The 22,179-nt window shown below is 60.8% G+C and carries 17 protein-coding genes; 4 read left to right on the forward strand and 13 right to left on the reverse strand.

The features are described from left to right. Positions 1-42: 42 nt before the first annotated feature. Complete coding sequence (locus AC5P8Y_RS12725) at positions 43-714, reverse strand: hypothetical protein (RefSeq protein ID WP_049430474.1); 672 nt, start codon at positions 712-714, stop codon at positions 43-45. 176 nt (positions 715-890) lie between these two features. Between AC5P8Y_RS12725 and AC5P8Y_RS12730 the strand changes: the two genes are divergently transcribed. After that, positions 891-1,655 (forward strand): COG4705 family protein, encoded by a 765-nt coding sequence (locus AC5P8Y_RS12730; RefSeq protein WP_495201989.1) that lies wholly within the window; start codon positions 891-893, stop codon positions 1,653-1,655. Here the strand turns inward: AC5P8Y_RS12730 and AC5P8Y_RS12735 are convergent. Continuing rightward, the gene (locus AC5P8Y_RS12735; RefSeq protein WP_231522765.1) at positions 1,652-2,434 is read right to left on the reverse strand and encodes a 3-hydroxybutyrate dehydrogenase; all 783 of its coding nucleotides are present in this window, start codon (positions 2,432-2,434) and stop codon (positions 1,652-1,654) included. The genes AC5P8Y_RS12730 and AC5P8Y_RS12735 overlap by 4 nt on opposite strands. A 61-nt stretch (positions 2,435-2,495) precedes the next feature. Beyond that, on the reverse strand, positions 2,496-2,975 hold the full coding sequence (locus tag AC5P8Y_RS12740; RefSeq protein WP_478442245.1) for a tetratricopeptide repeat protein: 480 nt from the start codon (positions 2,973-2,975) through the stop codon (positions 2,496-2,498). Positions 2,976-3,141: 166 nt separating this feature from the next. Between AC5P8Y_RS12740 and AC5P8Y_RS12745 the strand changes: the two genes are divergently transcribed. Then, positions 3,142-4,518 carry a M1 aminopeptidase family protein gene (locus AC5P8Y_RS12745; protein ID WP_495201990.1) on the forward strand — a complete coding sequence of 459 codons (1,377 nt, stop codon included), beginning with the start codon at positions 3,142-3,144 and terminating at the stop codon, positions 4,516-4,518. 126 nt (positions 4,519-4,644) lie between these two features. Here AC5P8Y_RS12745 and AC5P8Y_RS12750 read toward each other — a convergent pair whose 3' ends face one another. The 3 genes from AC5P8Y_RS12750 to AC5P8Y_RS12760 all read right to left on the reverse strand — a co-directional run bounded on the left by AC5P8Y_RS12750 (position 4,645) and on the right by AC5P8Y_RS12760 (position 6,874). Continuing rightward, a complete protein-coding gene (locus AC5P8Y_RS12750) occupies positions 4,645-5,124 on the reverse strand; it encodes a hypothetical protein (protein WP_495201991.1) in 480 nt (159 codons plus the stop codon). Between the two features lie 79 nt (positions 5,125-5,203). After that, complete coding sequence (locus AC5P8Y_RS12755) at positions 5,204-5,935, reverse strand: hypothetical protein (RefSeq protein ID WP_495201992.1); 732 nt, start codon at positions 5,933-5,935, stop codon at positions 5,204-5,206. 99 nt (positions 5,936-6,034) lie between these two features. Beyond that, positions 6,035-6,874 (reverse strand): type 1 glutamine amidotransferase domain-containing protein, encoded by an 840-nt coding sequence (locus tag AC5P8Y_RS12760; protein WP_495201993.1) that lies wholly within the window; start codon positions 6,872-6,874, stop codon positions 6,035-6,037. Positions 6,875-6,970: 96 nt separating this feature from the next. On the opposite strand from AC5P8Y_RS12760, the gene AC5P8Y_RS12765 reads away from it, so the two are divergent. Both AC5P8Y_RS12765 and AC5P8Y_RS12770 read left to right on the forward strand, forming a co-directional pair. Continuing rightward, positions 6,971-7,888: a LysR family transcriptional regulator gene (locus AC5P8Y_RS12765; protein ID WP_495201994.1), complete on the forward strand. Its 918-nt coding sequence runs from the start codon at positions 6,971-6,973 to the stop codon at positions 7,886-7,888. Between the two features lie 552 nt (positions 7,889-8,440). Further along, a complete protein-coding gene (locus tag AC5P8Y_RS12770) occupies positions 8,441-8,797 on the forward strand; it encodes a hypothetical protein (RefSeq protein ID WP_495201995.1) in 357 nt (118 codons plus the stop codon). Between the two features lie 200 nt (positions 8,798-8,997). Here the strand turns inward: AC5P8Y_RS12770 and AC5P8Y_RS12775 are convergent, their stop codons facing one another. The 7 genes from AC5P8Y_RS12775 to guaA all read right to left on the reverse strand — a co-directional run bounded on the left by AC5P8Y_RS12775 (position 8,998) and on the right by guaA (position 22,088). Beyond that, entirely contained in the window at positions 8,998-12,003 is a 3,006-nt protein-coding gene (locus tag AC5P8Y_RS12775; protein ID WP_495201996.1) for a type III restriction-modification system endonuclease, read from the reverse strand. Beyond that, positions 12,000-12,509, reverse strand: coding sequence for a gamma-glutamylcyclotransferase family protein (locus AC5P8Y_RS12780; RefSeq protein WP_495201997.1), 510 nt, complete (start codon positions 12,507-12,509; stop codon positions 12,000-12,002). The genes AC5P8Y_RS12775 and AC5P8Y_RS12780 overlap by 4 nt, the downstream gene beginning before the upstream one ends. Beyond that, complete coding sequence (locus AC5P8Y_RS12785) at positions 12,509-14,515, reverse strand: site-specific DNA-methyltransferase (RefSeq protein ID WP_495201998.1); 2,007 nt, start codon at positions 14,513-14,515, stop codon at positions 12,509-12,511. Before AC5P8Y_RS12785 ends, AC5P8Y_RS12780 begins: the two co-directional genes overlap by 1 nt. Before the next feature lie 11 nt (positions 14,516-14,526). Then, complete coding sequence (locus AC5P8Y_RS12790) at positions 14,527-15,324, reverse strand: DUF4391 domain-containing protein (protein ID WP_495201999.1); 798 nt, start codon at positions 15,322-15,324, stop codon at positions 14,527-14,529. Continuing rightward, the gene (locus AC5P8Y_RS12795) at positions 15,324-17,108 is read right to left on the reverse strand and encodes a GmrSD restriction endonuclease domain-containing protein (RefSeq protein WP_495202000.1); all 1,785 of its coding nucleotides are present in this window, start codon (positions 17,106-17,108) and stop codon (positions 15,324-15,326) included. The genes AC5P8Y_RS12790 and AC5P8Y_RS12795 overlap by 1 nt, the downstream gene beginning before the upstream one ends. Before the next feature lie 14 nt (positions 17,109-17,122). Beyond that, positions 17,123-20,317 (reverse strand): helicase-related protein, encoded by a 3,195-nt coding sequence (locus AC5P8Y_RS12800; RefSeq protein WP_495202001.1) that lies wholly within the window; start codon positions 20,315-20,317, stop codon positions 17,123-17,125. Between the two features lie 205 nt (positions 20,318-20,522). Next, complete coding sequence (gene guaA, locus AC5P8Y_RS12805) at positions 20,523-22,088, reverse strand: glutamine-hydrolyzing GMP synthase (RefSeq protein ID WP_495202002.1); 1,566 nt, start codon at positions 22,086-22,088, stop codon at positions 20,523-20,525. Positions 22,089-22,179: the final 91 nt, after the last annotated feature.

Below are 22,179 nucleotides of genomic sequence, written 5' to 3' on the forward strand. Positions count from 1 at the left end.
CGAGCAAAAACGTTCCTTCCGTTTGTGATTCGCCCGCCACGCCTACGGATGCGGCTTGGCCACAACGCGTTTGACACCCAACTGATCGAGAGTCCTATCCAATCCAAGGCTGTAGCCAACCACGTTCTTCTGGTACGCCCCCATCAGATCCGACATTTTCTCTCTGTTCTGACGATCATCTTCAAGGTGATCAATTAACTCAGCTTGCAGAAGCTTCGCGCTTTCCTTATCGAAGACCATCCTGCTTATCGTGGCGCGCCGTATTGAGTACTCGATCGCGTCCGCATGATCCTTGAAGCTATAGCTTTCGGCATCGGCCGCCAGCACATTCGACTCAGCCATCCCACTGAGATCAACCAGCTTCTTTGCTGCACCAGTCCCAAAATACCGCTCAATCTTAAAGTAGTGTGCAATCAACCTCTGATTCCATTGGCGGTTGAATTCCATGTAATCCAGCCAAGGACCGTCTTTCACTTCCTCCCATCCCTTTCCGTCCGTCGCCCATTGCAGCTGCTTCAAGGCCAAGTAGCCTTCGTTGAGGAGAATTACCGTTTCCTGAAAGGTAAGCTGGGCGCCTTCAGCGAACCTTTCAGCTTCGCTCTTCTCTGATATGTACGATTGCAGCATCAGACCGCACCCCAGAGTCAGGACAGAGCTGAGTACGGAAGAGACAACTGCAACAATTATGCTGGACCTTAGCGATGCGTCGGACATCCTTGACTCCTGGAGCGTTGATTCTGTGCGGATGAATCGCTTACACGATTGCCCATGATATCGGCTGGCCGGCGTCTGAACGCCAGCCCCACGCTCACCCTCACCGAACCCGATTCCGACCGCACTCCGACGACGCCCCCCACAGCATCACCCGCAGGCTCCCCAGGCGACGTTCGATGAGTGCTTCAAACGCAGATTCCCTGCACAGCAAAGTGGCGGCGGTCACCCTCGGCTTCTGGGTGATGAAGATCGCCGCCACCACGCTCGGCGAGACCGCCGGCGACCTGCTGTCGATGACGCTCAACCTGGGCTATATGGCCAGCTCGGCCATCCTGCTGACGGTCTTCGCCGGCCTGCTTACCCTGCAATTGTCGGCACGGCGCTTCCACCCGGTGCTGTTCTGGTCGGTGGTGCTGGCGACCAGCACCGCCGGCACGACCCTGTCGGACCTGATCGACCGCACCCTGGGGCTGGGCTACGCCACCGGCGCCAGCCTGCTGGCCGGCTGCCTGGCGCTGGTGTTGCTGGCTTGGCGGGTATCTGAAAAGTCGATCTCGGTCAGCAACATCGCATCGCGCCGCGCCGAAGGCTTCTACTGGACTGCCGTGCTGTTCTCCAACACGCTGGGCACCGCGCTGGGCGACTTCCTGGCCGACGATTCCGGGCTGGGCTTCACCGGCGGCGCACTGCTGATCGGCAGCCTCATCGCGCTCACCGCGTTCGCCACCCGCATCAAGGGCATCAACCGGGTCATCCTGTTCTGGATCGCGTTCGTGCTCACCCGCCCGTTCGGCGCCACCTTCGGCGACCTGCTCACCAAGCCGCTGGAAAAGGGCGGCCTGGGCTTCGGTACGGTCGGCTCGTCGCTGGTGCTGTTCACCATTCTCGCCACGTTGGTGGCGCTGCCGATGCTGCAGCGTAAGGCGCAGCCAGCCAACTAGCGCGCCGTCCAGCCCCCATCCACCGGCAGCGCCGTGCCGGTAATCTGCGCCGCAGCGTCCGAGGCCAGGAACACCACCATCTCGCCCAGCTGCTCGGGCGTCACGAACTGCAACGAAGGCTGCTTTTCAGCCAGCAGCGCGCGAGCGGCGGACTCCTGATCCGTGCCTTCCTTCTCCGCCAACGCGGTGATCTGCTGCTCGACCAGCGCCGTTCGCACCCAGCCCGGGCAGATGGCGTTGGCGGTGATGCCGGTGCCCGCATTCTCCAGCGCGGTCACCTTGGTGAACCCCACCACGCCATGCTTGGCCGCCACATAGGCCGACTTGTTCACCGAGCCCACCAACCCGTGCACCGACGCGATGTTGATGATGCGGCCAGCGCCCTGCTGCTTCATGTGCGGCAAGGCCGCCGCCGTGGCATGGAACACCGCCGACAGGTTCAGCGCCAGGATCGCGTCCCACTTGTCGACCGGGAATTCCTCGATCGACGCGGTGTACTGGATGCCCGCGTTGTTCACCAGGATGTCGATGCGGCCCATCGTTGCAACTGCGCGGTCGATCATTCCGCGCACCGCCTCGCCCCGGGAAAGGTCCGCGCCATCGTGCACCACCCGCACGCCGAACTCAGCTTCCAGGCGGGTACGGATGCGTTCGATCTCCGCCGCATCGCCGAAGCCATTCAGCACGATATCGGCACCTTGCCGCGCCAGCGCCGTGGAGATGCCAAGACCGATACCGCTGGTGGAGCCGGTGACCACCGCAACCTTTCCACTGAACATGGGTGAGTTTCCATCGGGGGTAGGACGCCAGTGTAGCGTTATCGGCCTCCGCACCCTCCTCCTATGTGCCCACGTCCAACGAGTACGCCAGCAGGAACTCCCTGGCGTACTCATTCCCCGCCTGCGCCGAAGCGCGGATCAGGTACACCGCACGTGGCACGTCGCTGGGGACACCCTTGCCATGGAACAGCGCCAGGCCAAACTCGTACATGGCCGACGGATAGCCGGCCTCCGATGCCCGCTCAAAATGCGCGACCGCCCGCATGACGTCCTGCTCGACGCGGTCACCGGTCAGCAGGCACAGCCCTACCGCATGGATCGCCGGCATATAGCCCTTGTCTGCGGCCTGCCTGAGGGTCGCGAAGCTGTCCGCCTCGGCATGTGCGTGGTCCTCCCCCACAGGCATTGAGGAAGAGAGAAACAACGCTTCAGCACAGCCGCGTGCAAGCTGCGGGGCCAACAGCCGTCGCGCCTCGGCAATGTCACCACGGTCGAGCACCGCATCGAAGTCGGTCGTGAGCTGGGTTGGCATGTCCGTCATGGCGCAGGCGTCCTTCCTGTTCGCGGGCATCCATTCGCCCGGCTGACAGTATGCCTGTACCAGGCCAGGGCATTGCGCCAGCCCCACAAGACCGGGTGACCAGCAGACTCTCCGCGTCCATCGATGTTGGCCCTATAGTCAACGCCATCCACCCAAGGATGGCCCGATGAACCCCTGCAACGCCCTACTGCCTGCCGCCCTGATCGCGCTGCTCGCTCCCGCTACCAGCGTGGCCGCACCGGCCGCACAACCGGCCACACAGCTCACCACCGGCAGCGTGCGGCTGGATATTGCCAGCGGCCGTGTCGAGGGCGATGTCTGCATGTCCAACCTCCCAGCCGAATCAAGGGGCGCGTTCGTACTCAACGCAGGCCTGAACGTCGCACGGGTCACAGATGGCGAGGGTAAACCGGTCGGGTTCGATGGCTGGTACGACCCGGGCGTGGATGGCGAGGCGCGCGTCTACACCCTGGCCGAGCCCACCACCGCGGTCTGCGTGCAGTACGTGGGCGCGTTCCCGCTGTACCCGAAGCACGATGCCCTGGGCGACTTCAAGGGCATGATGGCCTTCAACGGCGACAGCGCCCGCTTCACCGAACAGTCCGCATGGCTGCCGCAGGCATTCGATCCCAAGGCCCGCGTGCGCAGCAACGAAAGCCGCTACGACCTGCAGATGGACTGCGCCGGCTGCCGCTTCCTGTATCTCAACGGCAGCCCGGCCATCGAAGGCGCGCAGGGGCGATTCCGCAGCGACACCGCCCGACCGATCCTGCTGTTCGGCGGCAGCGGCCCGATCACCCGCACCGCGCAGGTCACCATCCTCAACGAGACCCTGCCCACGGCCAAGGTCGATGCACTGTCCAGCACGGTGCAGAAGGTAGCCGACGTGCACAGCCGCTACATGGGCATGCCGCTGGCCGACCGCCCCACCTTCCTGCGCATGGTCACGCTCGACCAGATCGAGCGCGATCGCGAAGGCAGCGAATGGGGCTTTGCCACCTGGCCCACGATCGCCATGAGCGGCAGCATCAGCAACGTGGCCGACTCCCTGCTGGCTGGTGGCGAACATGCCGAACGGCGCGTGCAGTACATCGCACACGAAATGGGCCATTACTATTTCGGCACACTGAACCATCCGCAGGGGCCGTATTTCTGGGTGCTGCTGGAGTCCAGCGCCGAGTTCCTGTCGATCAAGGCGCTGCGCGAGATCAGTGGCGATGCCGCGGCCGATCGCTATATCGCGCGACTGCAATCGGCCATCGACACGCAGGACAAGCCGCTGCCAGCATTCGATGCCATCGACAGCAACTCCGATCTGGGCGAGATGTATCGCTACGTCTATGCCCCCTTGCTGTTGCTCTCGCTGGAGAAACAGGTGGGCGAAGCGAAGATGCAGGCCTTCATGCGCGGGCTGCTGGCCGCGCCGTCGCCGAGGAACTGGGCCGAGCTGCAGACCATCGCACTGAAGGCCGGCATCGACGCCAAGGCCTGGGAGCGTTGGCGGGCAAGCTGTGTGGCTGGCGGCAGGCAGAGTTGCCAGTAGATCCACGCCATGCGTGGATTCACTCCCTCAACGCCCGCACAACTGAATCGCCCAGCACCGTGGCCAAGGCAACTCGCCCCCCTGGCCCTCCATTTGCCAATCAGCGCCGCTGATGTCCGCGCGCAATCAGAAGAACAGACCCGCCTGATCCACAGTCGCCAGTGGATTGGCCTTCCGCACCGCCTCCAGGAAGAGCAGGAAATCGCGATTGAACAGCGTCAGGTTGTTGGTGAACGTTACGCACTTTCTGCCCGATGCTTTGCTGAAGCACACCTGCCACACATAGCGCCCGTAGATCTTGTCGGAGGTGCGAGTGACTGAGGTGATGTGCGAAAGCGGAACCGCCGTGGGCACCGGGCCACGCCGCAGGTAGAAGGACTCCGCATCAAAGAAGTAGTGCTCCCGATCCTCTTTTCCATCCACCATCACCAAGGTCATGGACCTGCCGGAAATCCGGCGCGGGGCATGCAAATGCAGCCCCGATTTCACAGACGAGCGAGCAGTTGCTGACATTCGCCGAAGGGTGAACCAGAGGATCACCAACGGAAGGGCCGCGAGGACAATGAAACCTACGGTCTTCAAAACAGTTTCCATCGTGCTGGGCACACAGATCTCCAGGATGAACTTTCAGGCGATACCCAAGTAGATACACGCCACGCGTGGATGACTCTCCCTCAACGCCTTTTCACTTCCAATGATCCGGCCCCAGGAACGGCAGGCTCAACACAAACACCGGAACCGCCACAGGAACCAGCGCCGCGCCCAGCACCTTGCCCGCCGCCGACCCCACACCCGGCTTGTCCTCCCTCTCCGGCAGGATCCGCTGCGCCCGCGCATTGATCGGCTGTGCCAGCTTCCCCTTCTCCGCCAGTGCCACAGCATCCGGCAACTGCACCTGCTCGCCGTCGCCCTCGAACAGCGCGCTGTAATAGCTGCCGCCCTTCCTTGAAAGATTGCAGGCGCGATCAAACGCCAGCGCGTAGCGGGTCCGGTCCATCGGCAGGTAGTAGCGCGCCCGCTCCTCCACGGCCTTGGCCTCACGCGGGGGGACCTCAATCCGCTCCAGCTTGAACTGCGCGGCCTGCTCCGCCGTCACCTGCTCCGGCCGCAGCAGCAGCGCATAGCTGCCGTGCACCTTGGACTTGTTGGCCGGGTCGCGCCAATCCTCATGGAAGTACATCTGCGCGCAGGCCACCGCCTCGCGCAGCGGGCTGTCCATCAGCGCCCGGTACTCGCGGAACGGCGCGGCATTGAAGCGCATCGGCTCGTCATAGCGCGGCAGCAGGTACAGCTGGCCGTCGTCGGCCACGAACGCACTGGTGATCTCGCGGCTTGAGGCGTGCTCCTCCGGGCCACTGGCACAGCCGGACAGCAGGCCAAGGCACAAGGCGGGGAGAATGAAAAAAGACGTTCGCATGTCGTGTTCTAGAGCTTCCGTGGAAAACCGGCCCCGCCCAGAAGGACGAGGCCAGTCCGCCATGGTGCCACGGCACCGCACGCGATGCAGAGCCCCGCCTTACTTCAACCGCTCCACCAACCGCTGCCCCACCTCCAACGCCGAGGCCGGGTTCTGCCCGGTAATCAGCTCGCGGTCCACCACCACATGCCCGGTCCACGGCGTGGTGTTGCTGCTGAACGTCGCACCCGCCCGCTGCAACGCAGTCTGTGGGTAGAACTTCATCTCACCGCCGCCCAGCAGCGGCTTGGCCTGCGCCTCTTCCTGGTTGCTGATCACCGTCATCTGGTAGCCGCTGTAGATCCACTTCGGCACGGCCGGCATCGCACCCGCTTCCAGCTTCGCCACAAAACCACCCGCATCCGGCAACGTGGACAGCAGCGCGATCGGCCCATGGCAGACCAGCGCGGTGGTCTTGTTGCGCTGGTGGAAGTCGGCCAGCAGCCGGCCCAGCGCCGGGCTCTTCAGCAGGTCCTGCATCGGCGCGTGGCCACCGGGAATGTAGACCGCATCGAACCGCGCGTAGCCCTGCTGCTCCACGCGCGCCAGGCTGACCACCGGCGAGGCGGTCGGCGAGGTCAGCGCCAGTTTCTCCATCAGGTCCTTGTGCAGTTTCAGCTGCGCGGCATCGTTGCCGAAGTACGCCGGCGTCACCGAGGACGCATCCACCGTCGGCGCCCGCCCCTGCGGCGTGGCGAAGGTCACCTCGTGGCCCGCGTCCAGCAGCAGCTTGACCGGCTGCATCAGCTCGTTGAGATAGAAGCCGGTGGACAGCACCTTGCCGTCCTTCAGGTCCAGGTGGTTCTCGTCGGACAGCACCACCAGCACGTTGGCGGCCTGCGCGCCGGTCGCGGCCAGGGTCAGGGCCAGCGCTGCGGCCAGCCGGGTCATCGGGTTCATGGGGAGCTCCTATCGGGGAATGGCGGCCACTTTATTCATCGCCCCAGCGGCGATAAATTGGCTCCATCGCAAAACATCTGTTCCCCGGAGAGCCAAATGAGCCGCAAGTTCGACTACCTGGGCGATGTGGAGGTGTTCCTGGCGGTGATCGAGCACGGCTCGTTCACGGCCGGCGCGGTGGCGCTGTCCACCACGCCCTCGGTGCTGAGCCGCGCCGTCACCCGCCTGGAAGCGCGGCTGGGCCGGCAGCTGCTGCAGCGGACCACCCGCCGCGTGGGCCTGACCGACGCAGGGCGGCTCTACCTGGAACAGGTGCGCACCGCCTTCGGCCTGCTGGACGACGCCGAGCGCGACGTACTGGCCCAGGACGGTGCGCTGGCCGGCCGCGTGCGCCTGAGCGTGCCCACCACCTATGGTCACTACCGGCTGCCGCCCGTGCTGGCGCGCTTCGCGCAGCAGTACCCGCAGGTGCAGGTGGAGCTGAACATCACCAACCGCAATGTGGACCTGGTGGCGGAAGGCTTCGACCTGGCCATCCGCCTGGGCCAGCTGCCGGACAGCGGGCTGGTGGGTCGGAAGCTGGAAGATGCGCCGCTGCTGCTGGTGGCTTCGCCGGACTATCTGCAGCGCCATGGCACGCCGCAGACGCTGGACGACCTGCAGCAGCACCTGTGCCTGCCGTTTGTGATGCCGCGTACTGGGCGGCTGGCGCCGTGGATCTTCCGCGACGGCGGGCGCGACGTGGACTGGCTGCCGCGTTCGTCCATCGAGACCTCCGACGATGTACTGGGCGTGGTGTCGCTGGCCGAACAGGGCATCGGCATCTGCCAGAGCTATGCGTTCATCGTGCGCGAGCGGTTGCGGCGCGGGCAGCTGGTGGAAGTGCTGCCGCAGCTGCGCGGGCGGTCGAGGCCGTTCTCGGTGATCTACGCGCCGCATCGGCGCCAGTCGGCGGCGGCAAGGGCGATGATTGAGTTGCTGGTGGGGAATGCGCGTGAGGATGGCGCTGGTTGAAGCCGCTAGGCTCGCTGGCGGTGTCGGGTTTGAACCGATTTTCGGGGTGTGCGGCCGATCGCGGGCCGTTGCTTGGCGAGGCGGACTAAGAACTGTTGCAAAGCAAGCTGTCGCGCTATTCGCTTGTGGTGTGGTCGATTGCGGCACTTGTATTCGCAATCGACAGAGCAACTGCGCGAATGCGTCTGCTGAAGTCGCGGCCTGCACGAATGGTGCGTGCAACAATAGCTCCTCGCTCTCGGATTCCGCGATTCCTTCGCGAATTTCTATTGGCATTCAGAGCGACGGCGTAAACACCATGACGCGCCACCGACAACGGGTGGCCGGGTCTGCAAACCCGCATTGATGTACGCGTCTGTAGTTTGCGCTTGCCCGCCGGCACCGCCCTTAACCGGTGCCGGCGGGCAATCCGTCGGCCTTTCTGGCGGGCGGTGCGTGGGGATCTTCGGATCCACCGGTTCTATGACGCTACATCATCCCGGTTTGCAGCCATGCATCGTCCGCCACCTCTTCACGGTGGCGCTGTTAAGCACAGCCACGGAAGCCGACGCTATGAACGAATCCGATACCTTCACCTCGTACACCGTTGTTGAGCCCATCAACGACGACACGCCCCTGCCCGACCTGAACTCCCTGCTTGGCATCCTCAAGCGCATGCGCGGCTGCGAGGGGGCTGATGGGCATCCTTGGCCAGAAACCGATGTGTCACCTGGCCGTCGCGTGAGTCTGGCCAGGACCGAGCGCGCGATGGTGGGAGCGCTGACGGTACTGGAGCTGCTGCACGCGGCAGACCGCTGCCGGGTGGCAGCGGATCCGGAGCGGCATCTGGATGAGGGGGTTGTGGATGGGCTGTTTCTGGCTTGCCGGGGATTGGTTGAGTGGGCTTGTCAGGAGGTTCGGCCAGACTAACAGCCGCCGGGACGTGGCTAGTGCGCTTCCAAGACGCCAAGACCCGTCGACAAATAGCACTCGATCTAGATTAGATTCAGGCCTGTACCGCTCTTTCTTCCAGTCCAGCAGCTAGAGAATCAGCGTCTCAAGCATCCATCGAAGGACACTTGAGACGCATACTAATCGACCTTTCTCATCCCTTGCGTGGCAGCGAAATACTAGCCCTTTGCCACTTCGGTCAAAAGATCACCAACCGAGCGCGCAACCACATACCGGGCCGGGTTCTCCCCCACCCCCAGCGCAGTGAAATGCGCCTTGCCGCATTCGATCTTGGCGCTTTCCTTGTCGCGCAGGTCATCGGTGAACAGGCTGCTCTTGGTTTCCACCACAAAGTACAGGTGCTGAGTTCCGTCTTCTTCTACCAACACGGCCCAATCGGGGTTGTATGTACCCAGCGGCGTGGGCACTTTGAACCAGCCTGGCAGCTTGGCGTAGAGCTTGATGGCGTCGTTCTTCTCCAGCCCATCGGCGAAGTCGCGTTCGGTGGTCGAGTCGTATACCACATGCTCATAGACCGACTTCTGTGTATCCAGCAACATGTTCTTGAGATAGCCGGTGAGCTCTTCCTTCTCGAACAGCTCCTGCGCATAGACATGCTGGTCACCCAGCTTCTGGTACTTGATGCCATCGACCAGGGCCAAGCGCTTGCAGCGGTTGATGGTTTCGGTGGTCAATTCGATGAACTGCTGCGGATTGCGCTTGAAGTCGTCAAGGCGGCCGCTTCCCGTCAGGATGCTGACGAGGCTGCGCCGGGTGAGCTGGGTGCGGTCCTGCAGGTCGGTCAGCAAATCCGGCAGCTCGATATCCGCCTCGTCCAGCACCACGGTCGCCGCGCCCGCCTTCTCTGTCGCGGCGACACCTGCCTGGCCGATAGAGATGTCAGCCTTGCGCCATTGCAGCCGTGCCTTGGCAATCACCGGGGCATTCTGCAACGCTGCGATGCAATCCGCCACCAGCTTGGCGTTATCGAACTGCACGCGGTACGTTGTCTGGTGCTTGATCCGGTCCCACAGTGCCTTGAACTCGTCGCTCAGATAAACGGCCTTGCCATCTTTGCCCTTGCGAAGCGGCACTTGCCTGCGCTCATCGGCATTCTTGATGTCTAGCCGGCCAGACAGCTTGCGCAGCACTTCGGCAATCTGGGCTTTCTGCGCATCAAACTCGGCCGGCAGTCCCAGGGTGCCATTCTTCAGCGCCGTTTTCAGTGAATCCTGCACCTTGCCCTTGGCATCGATATGTCCGGCAGCTTTCAGGTGCTCCCACAGTGCCTTCGATTGCTCCATGCCCAACGGTGCGGCATGTCCATCAGCGCCGGTCACGGCAATGGCGGCAAATTGGTGCGGCTCCACAATGCCAAAGCGGATGCCCGTGTCTTTCTCGATTTCCTTCTGCAGGTTCTCGGCAAACTGTTCGTAGTTTTCCGTAGCTACCACAGTCAGGGTGTTGACCTCGAAACCGCGCACCCGCTCGCCATTCTGGTTGACGCACAGACGCAGGCCGCGACCAATGGTCTGGCGTCGCTCGCGCTCGGTCTGAATGTCGCGCAAGGTGCAAATTTGGAACACGTTGGGGTTGTCCCAACCCTCCTTGAGCGCAGAGTGGGAGAAGATGAACTTCAGCGGTGTGTTGAAGGACAGCAGTTTTTCCTTCTCCTTCATGATCAGGCTGTAGGCCCGTTCGGCATTCTCCCGGTTGCCCGCATTGTTCTCGGCGGTGTCAGTCCAGCCGCCCTTCTTGTCGATGGAGAAATAGCCGTTGTGCACTTCCTCGGCGGCGGACGCCAAGTCGATCTCGGCAAACAAGCTCTGGTTGGCCGGCAACTTGGCAGCACGGCAATACTCCTCCTCAAACATCTGCGCATACACGCCCTTGACTGGCTGGCCGTCCGCACCGTACTGACGGTACTTGTCCACCGCATCGATGAAGAACAGGCTCAATACCTTGATTCCCAAGGGGCGCAGGTGCTTTTCCTTGTCCAGATGTTCCTTGATCGTGCGGCGGATCATCTCGCGCTGCACGGCCAGCGCATCCACATCACCGTGGGCCTGCCCAAGCTGCAAAAATACTTCGCCGCCAGGGTAACGCAGCTCCATGAACTCTTCGCCCTTGGCCGTATTGATCACGCCCACCCGAAAACCGGCGTAGATCGCGCGGCCATCGGCGCTCTGCTGAAGGTCGTCACCATCGCTGACCGTCACCTCAACCCGCTGCACGCGAGTGGTGGCCTGTTTATCCAGCTCGACGTTGGCGCTGATGTGGCCTCGCTTGTTCTGCACCTTCACCAGGCGCACGAAAGGCTTGTTGTGCGCATCCTCTACCGTGGCCGACGCCACCTCAATCTGTTTGACTAGCTTGCGCTCATAGGCATCCACTGCATCCAAGCGGAACACCATGTGGTGCTTGTCGACATGGGTGGCGGAGTAGCGCAGCGTGCAGAGTGGGTTCATCGCATCCAGCGCTTCCTTCCCCCGGCCTTCTAGGCCGCCATCCACGCTTTGTGGCTCATCCACAATGATGATTGGCCGGGTTGCCTTGATCAGGTCGATGGGCTTCTCGCCACCGGTCTTCTCGTTCTCTTTGTAGAGGCTGTTTACATCCTTCTTGTTGATGGCACCCACTGTCACCACCATGATCTGAATGTTGGAACTAGTGGCGAAGTTGCGCACGGGCCCAGGCTTTGCCGAGTCGTACAGGAAGTAATCGAAGGGCACGCCCGCATACAGCCCCTTGAAGTGCTCCTCGGTGATTTGCAGGGTCTTGTAAACACCCTCCTTGATCGCCACCGAGGGCACGACGATCACGAACTTGGTAAATCCGTAGCGCTTGTTCAGCTCGAAGATTGTGCGAAGGTAAACATAGGTCTTACCGGTACCGGTCTCCATTTCCACTGTGAAGTCGCCGGACGTCAGCGAGCCGGAAGGCGACAGGCCACCACGCAACTGGATGTCTGACAGGTTCTTGAGCAGCTCGTCGTCGAGCAGCGTCAAGCGATTGCCAGAGCCAAGGTCGGACTGTGCCACGCCCAATGACATCTGCGCTTCGTCGGGCAGCTTCATGGTCACCGTGAACTCGGTGCGACAAATCTCCTGACCACGGAAAAGATCGCACACGGCCTCTATGGCCTGCATCTGGTAGTCGAGGTTTGCCTCAAAATGCAGTTTCATAGACTCACACCCTCAACCAAACGGGAATTTTTATCGTGGCGGGCACTGTCTGGATCATCTATCGAAACCACGAGATTTAGCTGTTCAACATATTCTTTCGGCAAGCCGTGTTCCAGAGCACCGGCAATCACGAGGGCTTTGTACCAACCATAAGGCGCTAATGATTCATCTGTCGCTGTTGCCTGGTACGCCTTCGCAATGAGGCTGTTGCCGTCATGTAGGACCTGGGCCTCGATCTCTCCATATCCACGCCCGAGGCCCTCTTCACGGTCGAGAACGTCCTTATCAGAATTTTCAATTCGATAAAGTACGCCAATGACGCGCCTGCCCGGGCAGGCGACAACATCGCACTTCCCCGAGCCGTCTCTGCTTCGCTTGTGCCAGAGAAGTTCATGATCCACCAATTCAGCAACGCCCACGGGATCAGCAGAAGGACAGCGCTCCTGCAGACGGCTGGAAAGCATGTTGGAGCCATAAGCGAAATACAGAAAAGTACCTACTGGCATTACAGACTCCTTAGTTTCTGGATGCCGTACTGTTCCAGAATGGCAGCGAGGTTGGTCTTGACCACGTCATCGGCGAAGGCACTGTCGCGGAATACGCAAGTGGTATCGCCAGCGGGCGCCAGTTGCCTATGCCAGGAGATGATGCCTTGAGCAAGAGATTCCACCTGCCCACGAGTGATCTTCTCAGCCAAACAAGCCAGTAGGACGCCCCCGCCAACGGCATGCACATCGAGCCCTTCCACACTGCTCTTCACAATGGGCACGCACAGGTCGAGGCCGAGCTTGAGCAATAGTTCATAGAGCACATCGCCCTCACCGCGGCCCTCGAGCAAGTGATCCTGATGGTCGAACAGCGAGGCTTCCAGATCATCCGGCCTCGGGTTCCATGCGCGGATATTAGAGGTGTCGAGCTTGAAGACGCGGAAACCGGTATCGCCTTTCCAGCCGGGGTTATCGGCTTTGATTTTTGCTCCGGCGCGGCGCAGGCGCTCCTTGGTTAGCTCGGCGATGGTGCGCGGCCTTCCAATGCTGTCGCAGTATTCGGCAGCTGCCCTTTGGTTCTCAATGGATGGATAAAGCGGCTCCGGGATCTGCGCTAGAATGTATCGCCTACTGCCAGCATCTTTGGCATTCTGCTCCATCACAGCATGACCGCACGGACCCGACCCCGCAAAAAAGTCCAAGAAAATTCCATCATTTCCATGAGCCATCTGAACGACATATCTGATCAGATCCACGGGCTTTGGATAACCGTTGAAGAAAGCCCCAATTTCATTCAGCTGCGCAGTCGCCCTTTGCGCCCCACCAAACCCATTGAGAACAGAAATAACATGACTCTGGTAGTCAGATCGACGCTTAACAGCCTCAACCGAACCCGATCTTGATATTACAAATGAGGTCTCTTGACCCTTACTATCTGCAATTGGCGCGCAATCATTCTTGATAAATTCAAGAACTAAATCTTTTGAACTCCATCCACTTTCAACTATAACGGCGTTTGCCAGCCTTCCATTCTCAATGAATGCATCATCCAGATATGAAGGCCAAGGTGTCACCCTAGATGTTATGCAACCACTTTCAAAGTCAGCGGGAAATCCTTTAGGAAGGGCAATCTTGCTAACTGGATTTTTAGGCCCGTTCTTTACAATGGTATTTCTGATCTCTGGCCGAAATAATTTGCTATCCGCGGGCGTACTCGGATCCACTACCGGCGGGTGAGGGAATTTTTCCAACGACTTTGCATATAGCAGAATGTACTCGTGGCAAACTTTAACTTTTGCCTGATTATCAAAATTGCCGTCAGTGCGCCAACTGAACTGAGCCACGAAGTTCTCTTCACCAAAAATTTCGTCAAATAGCGCCCGCAACCGAGATACTTCAATATCGTCTATAGAGCAGAAAATAACCCCATCTTCACGCAGCAAATTCCTCGCAAGCTTCAACCGCGGGTACATCATATTCAACCAGTCGGTATGAAATCGCCCACCAGCCTCCGTATTGCTACTGACCTTCTGCCCGCCTTCAATTTGCCCGGTCAACTCCAGATAGCTCTTGATGCTGTCCTGAAAATTGTCCGGGTACACAAAATCCTTGCCGGTGTTGTACGGCGGATCGATGTAGATCAGTTTGACCTTGCCGGCATAGCTCTTTTGCAGCAGCTTGAGCACTTCAAGATTATCGCCCTCGATCATCAGGTTCTGGGACGTATCCCAGTCAACGCTTTCTTCCGGGCAGGGGCGCAAGGTACCCGTGCTGGGCGTGAGTGACAGTTGCCGCGCGCGGCGCTTGCCATGCCAGTTGAGGCCGTACTTTTCATCAGCATCGCTCACGGCCGCGTCGCCCACCAAGGCCTTGAGGACGTCCACATTCACGGCCACGCCGTCCGCGCCCTCGGTAATCAAATCCGGGAACAGCGCCTTCAGCTGTTCGATGTTGCTCGTCACCAGATCAGCGGATTGGGCTTCTGGGCTGGCTGCCGTGAATTTTTCCATGATCTTCTCCGTCATTCGTTCAATCTTCAAAGCTGTTGTTGTGCGGCGGCCAGTTCGGCCTCGAGACGCTTAAGCGTCAGGTTCAGTTCCACTTGGCGCGCCAGTTGCTTTTCTTTGGCCGCCGCAGTCCGCAGGCGACTGATCTCGCCTTCCAACCGCTGGCAATCAGCCAATGCCTGTCGGCGCACTACGGCCTGCTCGGGTGTTGCTGCGGCTCGATAAATCTGTGTTCGCCGCGCAGCGTGAAGGGTCTGCACGCATTCGATCCAGCCTTGGTAAAGGGCATGTAGCGAGGCCTGAGGCTGACGCGCGAGGGCAAGCGATTGCATGAAATCCAGCTCGATGTCGGAAGCCAACCTCGTATCTGCTCGAGATGTGCTATCGACTGCCCGAAACAGCGAGGACGACACTAGGTCGCCGTCAAGCACGATCTTGCCCGCCCCATTCTGCGCCCAGCGCTTATGCACCAGCGAGAGGATCAGCGTTGACCCATCAACCAGCAGCAACAGCACGGGATAAGGCACGGCCCGGTGCACCAATTGGCCAAGGCGTGAAAGGCTGGCTGGCTTGATGGCTCCGCGCAAGGTAGTAGCCAGCACCGCGACCTCCAGATATTCGCGCTGCGTATCGCAGTATACCGGCACGCCGATGGTGTTGGGCTTCAGGGCGGCCAGCCACTGAATGTCTTCAATCGCATCGGTGATCAAGCGCGTGTCAGACGCCGTGGGTGCACCGTTTTCCAGCAACAGCTTCTTGGGCACGCGCTGATCTACCCGTGCGCTATCGGGAAGACCCAGGGCACTGACGACATCCGACCCGTTCATCACGAAAGTGCGGATCCAAATGCCTTGACCGTTTCTTCGCTGTCGCGCCCGGCAATGGCTTTGCCCATGGCCTGTTCGATCAGCTTCAACAGTGCGGTGGCGCGTTGGCGGACAAACGCATCGAAGTCATCCGATCGCAGCGCAGGCACCGGAATCACGTGGGAGAGAAGAAACTCGTCCAGGCTATCGGGGGCCACCTGCTTGGCTTTCTGGATGCGGGCGAGGTACACGCTGGGCGCATCCCCGCTGATGAAGCGATTGGTGCCAGCGGCCAGAGGGGCCTTATTGACCACACTGTTCCATTTCTCCTTGGGCAACTTCTGCTTTTCGCACCAGGCACGGGGGAACACATGGTGGATGTCGATGGCGTTGTTGAAGTAGGTGTTGAGGTCGATCGGCGTACCGCTGACGAAATCCCGACCACCGTGTTTCATGAGCAAGGCTGCCAGCCCCTTGTAAGCGGCAGCAAGGCGGCTTTGCAGGGACAGCAGGCGTGTTGGTGCAAAGTTGGCGTCGCGCACCGTGCGCGGTTCGCTGCCACCTTCGACCCAGGCGACCACATCCTGAATGTCCATGCCGAAACGGGTTTCGTTTGCGCCGCCGTACAGCTCGCCCAGAACACCACTCCAGTACCAGCGCAGCAGCTTTTGCTTGACGCCATGTTGCGTTGTGCGGTCTGCCAGGTGCGCACAGATGGCCGACAACGGAACGAGCTGTGTGGCATACGGCAGGCTTCGGTCATCGAAGATTTTTTCCTCAGCCAGCAATTCGGCAGCCCGCTTGAAGCCTTTCTCCAAATCGGACTCCAGCGCCTTGAAGTCCGCCAGCGGCAACTTCAGCACGTCAGCGCGTTTGCAACTGACGGATGTGCCAAGCGCTTTGTGCCTTTGATAACTGGCCAGCAGCGTGACTGCGGTGAGAAAGCTGGTGCCATCCACTGCCATGAGTACATCGTGCTTGGCGGTTATTCGCTCCTGCCGTGCATCCCAGTCATCGCGCAGGTTGAATTCATCCGCTGCGAAGGTGGCGGTCATCAACTCAAACACCGTCAGCGTGACGCCGCCGGTATTGACCTTCTCGAAGACTTGGCACACGGCTTCGCGTGGCGTGTCTTGGGTCAGTTCGATGGCGGGCACCTTGAACTGTTGGAAGCGCAACCAGATTTCGTTGCGGAACCGCTGCATGAACTGCATGGCTTCCGCTGCGAACTGATGGTGTGCGCTGAAGCCGCTTTCCCAGGCCATGAACCCTTGGATGTCGAACAACAATGCCACGGGAAAGAGCCGCTGGCTGTACTGTCGGTCTGGCGTACTGACGTCCAGATCGACCTTTCGGCCGAAATCCGACGTGACTTGCAGCGTCTCTGGCACCGAGAGTACGGCATCTTCACGGTCCGCCGACTCATCCAGGCATTTGCTCATGTCGAGGAAATAAAGACGACGAATATCCGCGCCTTTCTCCGTGCGTGTCAGCACGGGCTGGCCGCTGCGCAGCGCCAGGTACATAGAGGTCAGGCGTTGCTGACCATCAAGCACGAGAGTCTTTGGAGCAGGCGCAGGCTGCAGGTTCACACTGGCAAACAGTCGGGGTTTGAATGGCACCCCACCTGCTTCCAGAAACATGACCGCGCCAATCGGGTAGGAGAGCGAGAGGCTTGCGATCAAGGACCGAATGTGATTGTCATCCCACACCCAACCGCGTTGGAAGTCAGGAAGCTGGATTTGTCCCGATGCAATTCCATCGAGGACATCTTTCAATGCAGGTTCGGCGGTGCGAAAGCTCATGCTGGTCCTTGTATTCAAATACTGAGCTGATCGGGCAACACAACGAGGAATGCCACCACCTCAAAGTCGCCGCTGCCGGCAAACTCGCCTTTCATGGCGTGCGTGCCACCGGGCGTGAACAGGCTGGCCACGGCTCGTTCCTCTTGCTTCCCGGCGACGGAGGCCACCGCCGCAGCGAGCAGCTTCTGGGCGTGGCGCATGTCCTCGCCGCCTTTGGTTGCCTTATCGAAGCGCGCGCAGGCACTGTCATCTGGCCGTTCGCGCCCGAGCGCTAGGCGCTTGAGGCGATCCAGGATGCGCTTGGCCTGCGGGTACTGCAGCAACACGGTGCTGTCATCGCTGACATGCACCAGGTAGTGCGGTGCGAGCGGGTAGTCGGATGTCGTGGCAGGCCTTGCCGCCGGGCCGCAGGCTTGCAGGCAGAAGATCACGCCGGGCGGAATGTCGGCATCCAGCGCGGTGGTGACGGCATAAGCGCCCAGCGGCTGGGTGTCCAGCTTGCCGGGGTGCGTTTTCAGGAACTGCGCCAGGTCGATGCGGAAGTCGGTCAGGGTGAGGTCGGTGATCGCCACGCCAGTCGACAGGTCTTCCATGTCGATCACCGTGTCCTGCAGCTTGAGCAGTTGCTTGCGCCGGTACTCCAGGTCGTTCATGGCGTTGCCGGACTGCTGCTCGATCAGGTTTTCTTCGCCAGTGGCCGAGACATCGAGCAGCACCATGCGGCCGCTGACGCGCTGCTCCAGGTTGATGTATTCCTCCAGCTCCATGTTGGGCCAGAAATTCACGAGCTGGATGCGCTGATTGGGCGAGCCGATGCGGTCGATACGCCCGAAGCGCTGGATGATGCGCACCGGGTTCCAGTGAATGTCGTAGTTGATCAGCCAGTCGCAGTCTTGGAGGTTCTGCCCTTCGGAGATGCAGTCGGTGGCGATCAGCAGGTCGATTTCGCCTTCATCCGCCAGGTCTTGCGGGCGCTCCTTGGCGCGCGGCGCGAAGGCCGAGAGCACGTCGCCCATGCGCTTACTTAAACCCGGCATGGTGGTTTGAATGCCGGCGCTGCCTGTGACGACCGCCGAATGCACAGCCAGCGTGTCCCTGGCCCAGGGGGCAAGTTGGGCGTAGAGATAGTGCGCCGTGTCAGAGAAGGCGGTGAACACGATGATCTTGCGGTTGGCTTTGCCATCGTGGGTGTTGATGGGCTGGGAGCATTTGCGGGCAATCATGTCGCGCAAGGCTGCCAGCTTGGCATCGCGCACGGAATCCACTTGGCGCGCCGCCGCCAGCAGGGTCGCTAAGCGGTTGCGGTCTTCCAGTAGGTCCTGCTTCCAGCGAATCAAATCCACATCGCCCAGCAGCACCTTGACTTTGCGGCCTACCAGCAAGGCCTCAAACGCCGGGTCGTCGATATCGACGTCGGCAATGTCAATTTCTTCCAGCGCTTCAGCATGGGACTCGATGCGTGCCAGCGTGTTCTCTACATCCTTGAGTTGGCGCTGTACGGTCAGGGTGAAGGCCGACACACAGCTTTCCATGCGTTTGAGCACGTTCACACGCAGCAGATGGATCAGGCTTTCTTCACGATCCGCCTGCCGGAAGAAACCTTCGCCGCCACGCACCTGGGTGCTGTACTTGGCGTCGTAGGCCGCCTGCTTGTGGGGCAGCACATAGCGCAGCGGCGCGTAGCTGGCGAGGGTGAGTCGGCGGATTTCCTGGTTGATGTCGCGGATGGCACGGAACTCGCCCGCAAGGTCTACGTCGGCCTTGATGTTGATGGGCGGCAGTCGGTCAGGGAAACGGCCGGTCTCGCTGGTGCCGTAGTACTTCTCCACATGCCGCCTGGAGCGGGCAATGGTGAGATGGTCCAACAGGGTGAAGTAGTCAAAGCCCAGCATCTCCACCAACTGGGTGGGGGTCTTCTCAGCTTCGTCCAGTGCCAGCCAGCGATTGAATTGCGCCTGCGCCTTGCGGGTCGTGGCCTCGATGCTGGCGATGCCGTGTTCCAACAGGGCGGTGTCATCGCCTTCGGTGGCAAAGGCAATCTGGTTGCGCAGGTCGCCCAAGCGGTTGTTGACCGGCGTGGCCGAGAGCATCAGTACCCGGGTCTTGACGCCTTCACGAATGATGCGTCGCATCAGGCGGTCGTAGCGCGATTCCTTGCCCTTGTGCGTGGCCTTGTTGCGGAAGTTGTGCGACTCGTCGATCACTACCAAGTCGTAGTTGCCCCAGTTCACATGAGACAGGTCGATGTCGCCCGACAGGCCGCCATCACGCGACAGGTCGGTGTGGTTGAGCACGTCGTAGTTGAACCGATCAGCCGCGAGGATGTTGCGCTTGTCGTTGGCCTTGTAAAGCGTCCAGTTGTCGCGCAGACGTTTGGGCGCCAGCACCAGCACGCGGTCGTTGCGCAGTTCGTGATACTTGATGATAGCTAAGGCTTCAAAGGTTTTGCCCAAGCCCACACTGTCAGCAATGATGCACCCCCCAAAGCGATTCAGCTTGTCAATGGCCCCGACCACGCCATCGCGCTGAAACCTGAAGAGCTTTTTCCACACAACGGTGTTGCGGATGCCGGTGGCGGAATTGACAATGCGCTCCTCATCCAGCCTGCCCCCGTTCTCACGGAACAAGTGATACAGCATCAAGTTGTAGATTGTGCATGGATCGCGGTGCTCGCCAAGGCCTCTTAGCGCTTCAAGAATCGATTCTTGTTTGCCTTCTGGCCCAGTGTAGGCTTCGACACCCTCCAGGCCGACCCACTGGCGATCGAACCACTGAGCGAGCTGCAAGGCTTCATCGGCAGTTTCTGAGGCTTGAATCAAATTCAGAGGATTACTCGGCGTCACGCCGAGACCTGAAGTGCTGAAAGAGAATGATCCCAGTACGGCCTGTGCAGGCACCCCCCCATGCACCCGCATGACAGCAGCTCCCTGCGGGACCGATCCTTTTGCTAAACGCAGGTCCACCTTCTCACTGATCCATTTCGCACACTGATTTGCCAACCAACGTGCCTGCAGGCGATTTCTCTCGGCACGATCATCATCCGTACCGAGTAGATCAAGAGATTCACTGTCGGCAGGAACGATTAGTCGGACTCGCTCCACGGAGCAAAGCGCCTCTCGGAGTTGTGCAAACGCGTAGAGAGAGAACGAAGGCGTTACGCAGTCAAGCCGATTTCCCGGTTCAAGAAAGGGACGCATCAGATCAAGCACGCGTTGCGAACCAGCATTCGAAATTAGCCTCATACCCCTCTCCCCTTGAATCTCTGAGGCGCCGCGAATTAAGCTCCATCGCTAACTCGCCTGAAGCGGCCACGGCATCCAGTTGCCAGAGAGGGATTAAATCACAAAAAAGCCCGCAGTTACGCGGGCTTGGGGCAGCCGCCTAAGTTTATAGGGGCCTCAACTGAGGTCCAACTCATTCCCACTCAATAGTCGCCGGCGGCTTCCCCGAGATGTCATAAACAACCCTCGACACCCCCCGCAACTCATTGATGATCCGGTTGCTCACCGTACCCAGGAACTCATACGGCAGATGCGCCCAATGCGCAGTCATGAAGTCAATCGTCTCCACCGCCCTTAGCGCAATCACCCACTCATAAGCCCGCGCATCACCCACCACGCCCACCGACTTCACCGGCAGGAACACGGCAAACGCCTGGCTGGTCTTGTCGTACAGATCGGCCTTGCGCAGCTCGTCGATGAAGATGGCATCGGCCTTGGCCAGCAGTTCGGCGTATTCGCGCTTCACTTCGCCCAGAATGCGCACACCCAGGCCCGGGCCCGGGAACGGATGGCGGTAGACCATGGTGCGCGGCAGGCCGAGCTCGACGCCCAGGCGGCGCACTTCATCCTTGAACAGCTCGCGCAGCGGCTCCACCAGGCCCAGCTTCATGTGCTCCGGCAGGCCGCCCACATTGTGGTGGCTCTTGATCACGTGCGCCTTGCCGGTCTTGCTGCCGGCCGACTCGATCACGTCCGGGTAGATGGTGCCCTGCGCCAGCCACTTGGCGTTCTTCAGCTTGTTCGACTCTTCGTCGAAGATCTCAACGAACAGGTTGCCGATGATCTTGCGCTTGGCTTCCGGGTCGCTCACGCCTTCCAGCGCCTTGAAGCAACGGTCCGCGGCGTTCACGCGCACGACCTTCACGCCCATGTGCTCGGCGAACATCGCCATCACCTGGTCGCCTTCCTGCCAGCGCAGCAGGCCGGTATCCACGAACACGCAGGTCAGCTTCTCGCCGATGGCCTTGTGCAGCAGCGCCGCCACCACGGACGAATCGACGCCGCCGGACAGGCCCAGGATCACTTCGTCATCGCCCACTTGATCTCTTACGCGGGCGATCTGGTCGTCGATGATGTTGGCGGCGGTCCACAGGGTCTGGCAGCCGCACACGTCCACCACGAAGCGGCGCAGCAGCGCCTGGCCCTGCAGGGTGTGGGTCACTTCCGGGTGGAACTGCACGCCGTACCAGCGCTTTTCTTCGTTGGCCATGGCGGCCACCGGAATGCGGTCGGTGGTGGCGGTGATGGTGAAGCCCGGCGGTGCAACGGAGACGTGGTCGCCGTGGCTCATCCAGACATTCAGCTTCGGCTCGCCGCCGTGGTCGCTCAGGCCCTTGAACAGTGCATCGGGGTTGATCACGTTCACTTCGGCGTGGCCGAATTCGCGCTGGTCCGCCGCTTCGGTGGCACCGCCCAGCTGCGCGGCCAGGGTCTGCATGCCGTAGCAGATGCCGAAGATCGGCAGGCCGCTGTCGAACACTTCCTGCGGCGCGGCCGGGGCACCCGGCAGCGTGGTCGATTCCGGGCCACCGGACAGGATGATGCCCTTGGCGCCGAACGCCGCGATCTCGGCCGGGTTGTGGTCCCAGGCCCAGATTTCGCAGTAGACGCCCAGCTCGCGGATGCGGCGGGCGATCAGCTGCGTGTACTGCGCGCCGAAATCGAGGATGAGGATCTTGTCGTTATGGATGTTGGTCATGGTGCCCCGGCAATGCAGTAGGGAAAACGAAATCAGATTTACGGCGGCAGATGGAGAAAGAGGAACGGGAAGTGCTTCCCCGTTCCTCTTT

The sequence above is a fragment of the Stenotrophomonas sp. YJH_SMC_12-1 genome, assembly GCF_059370935.1.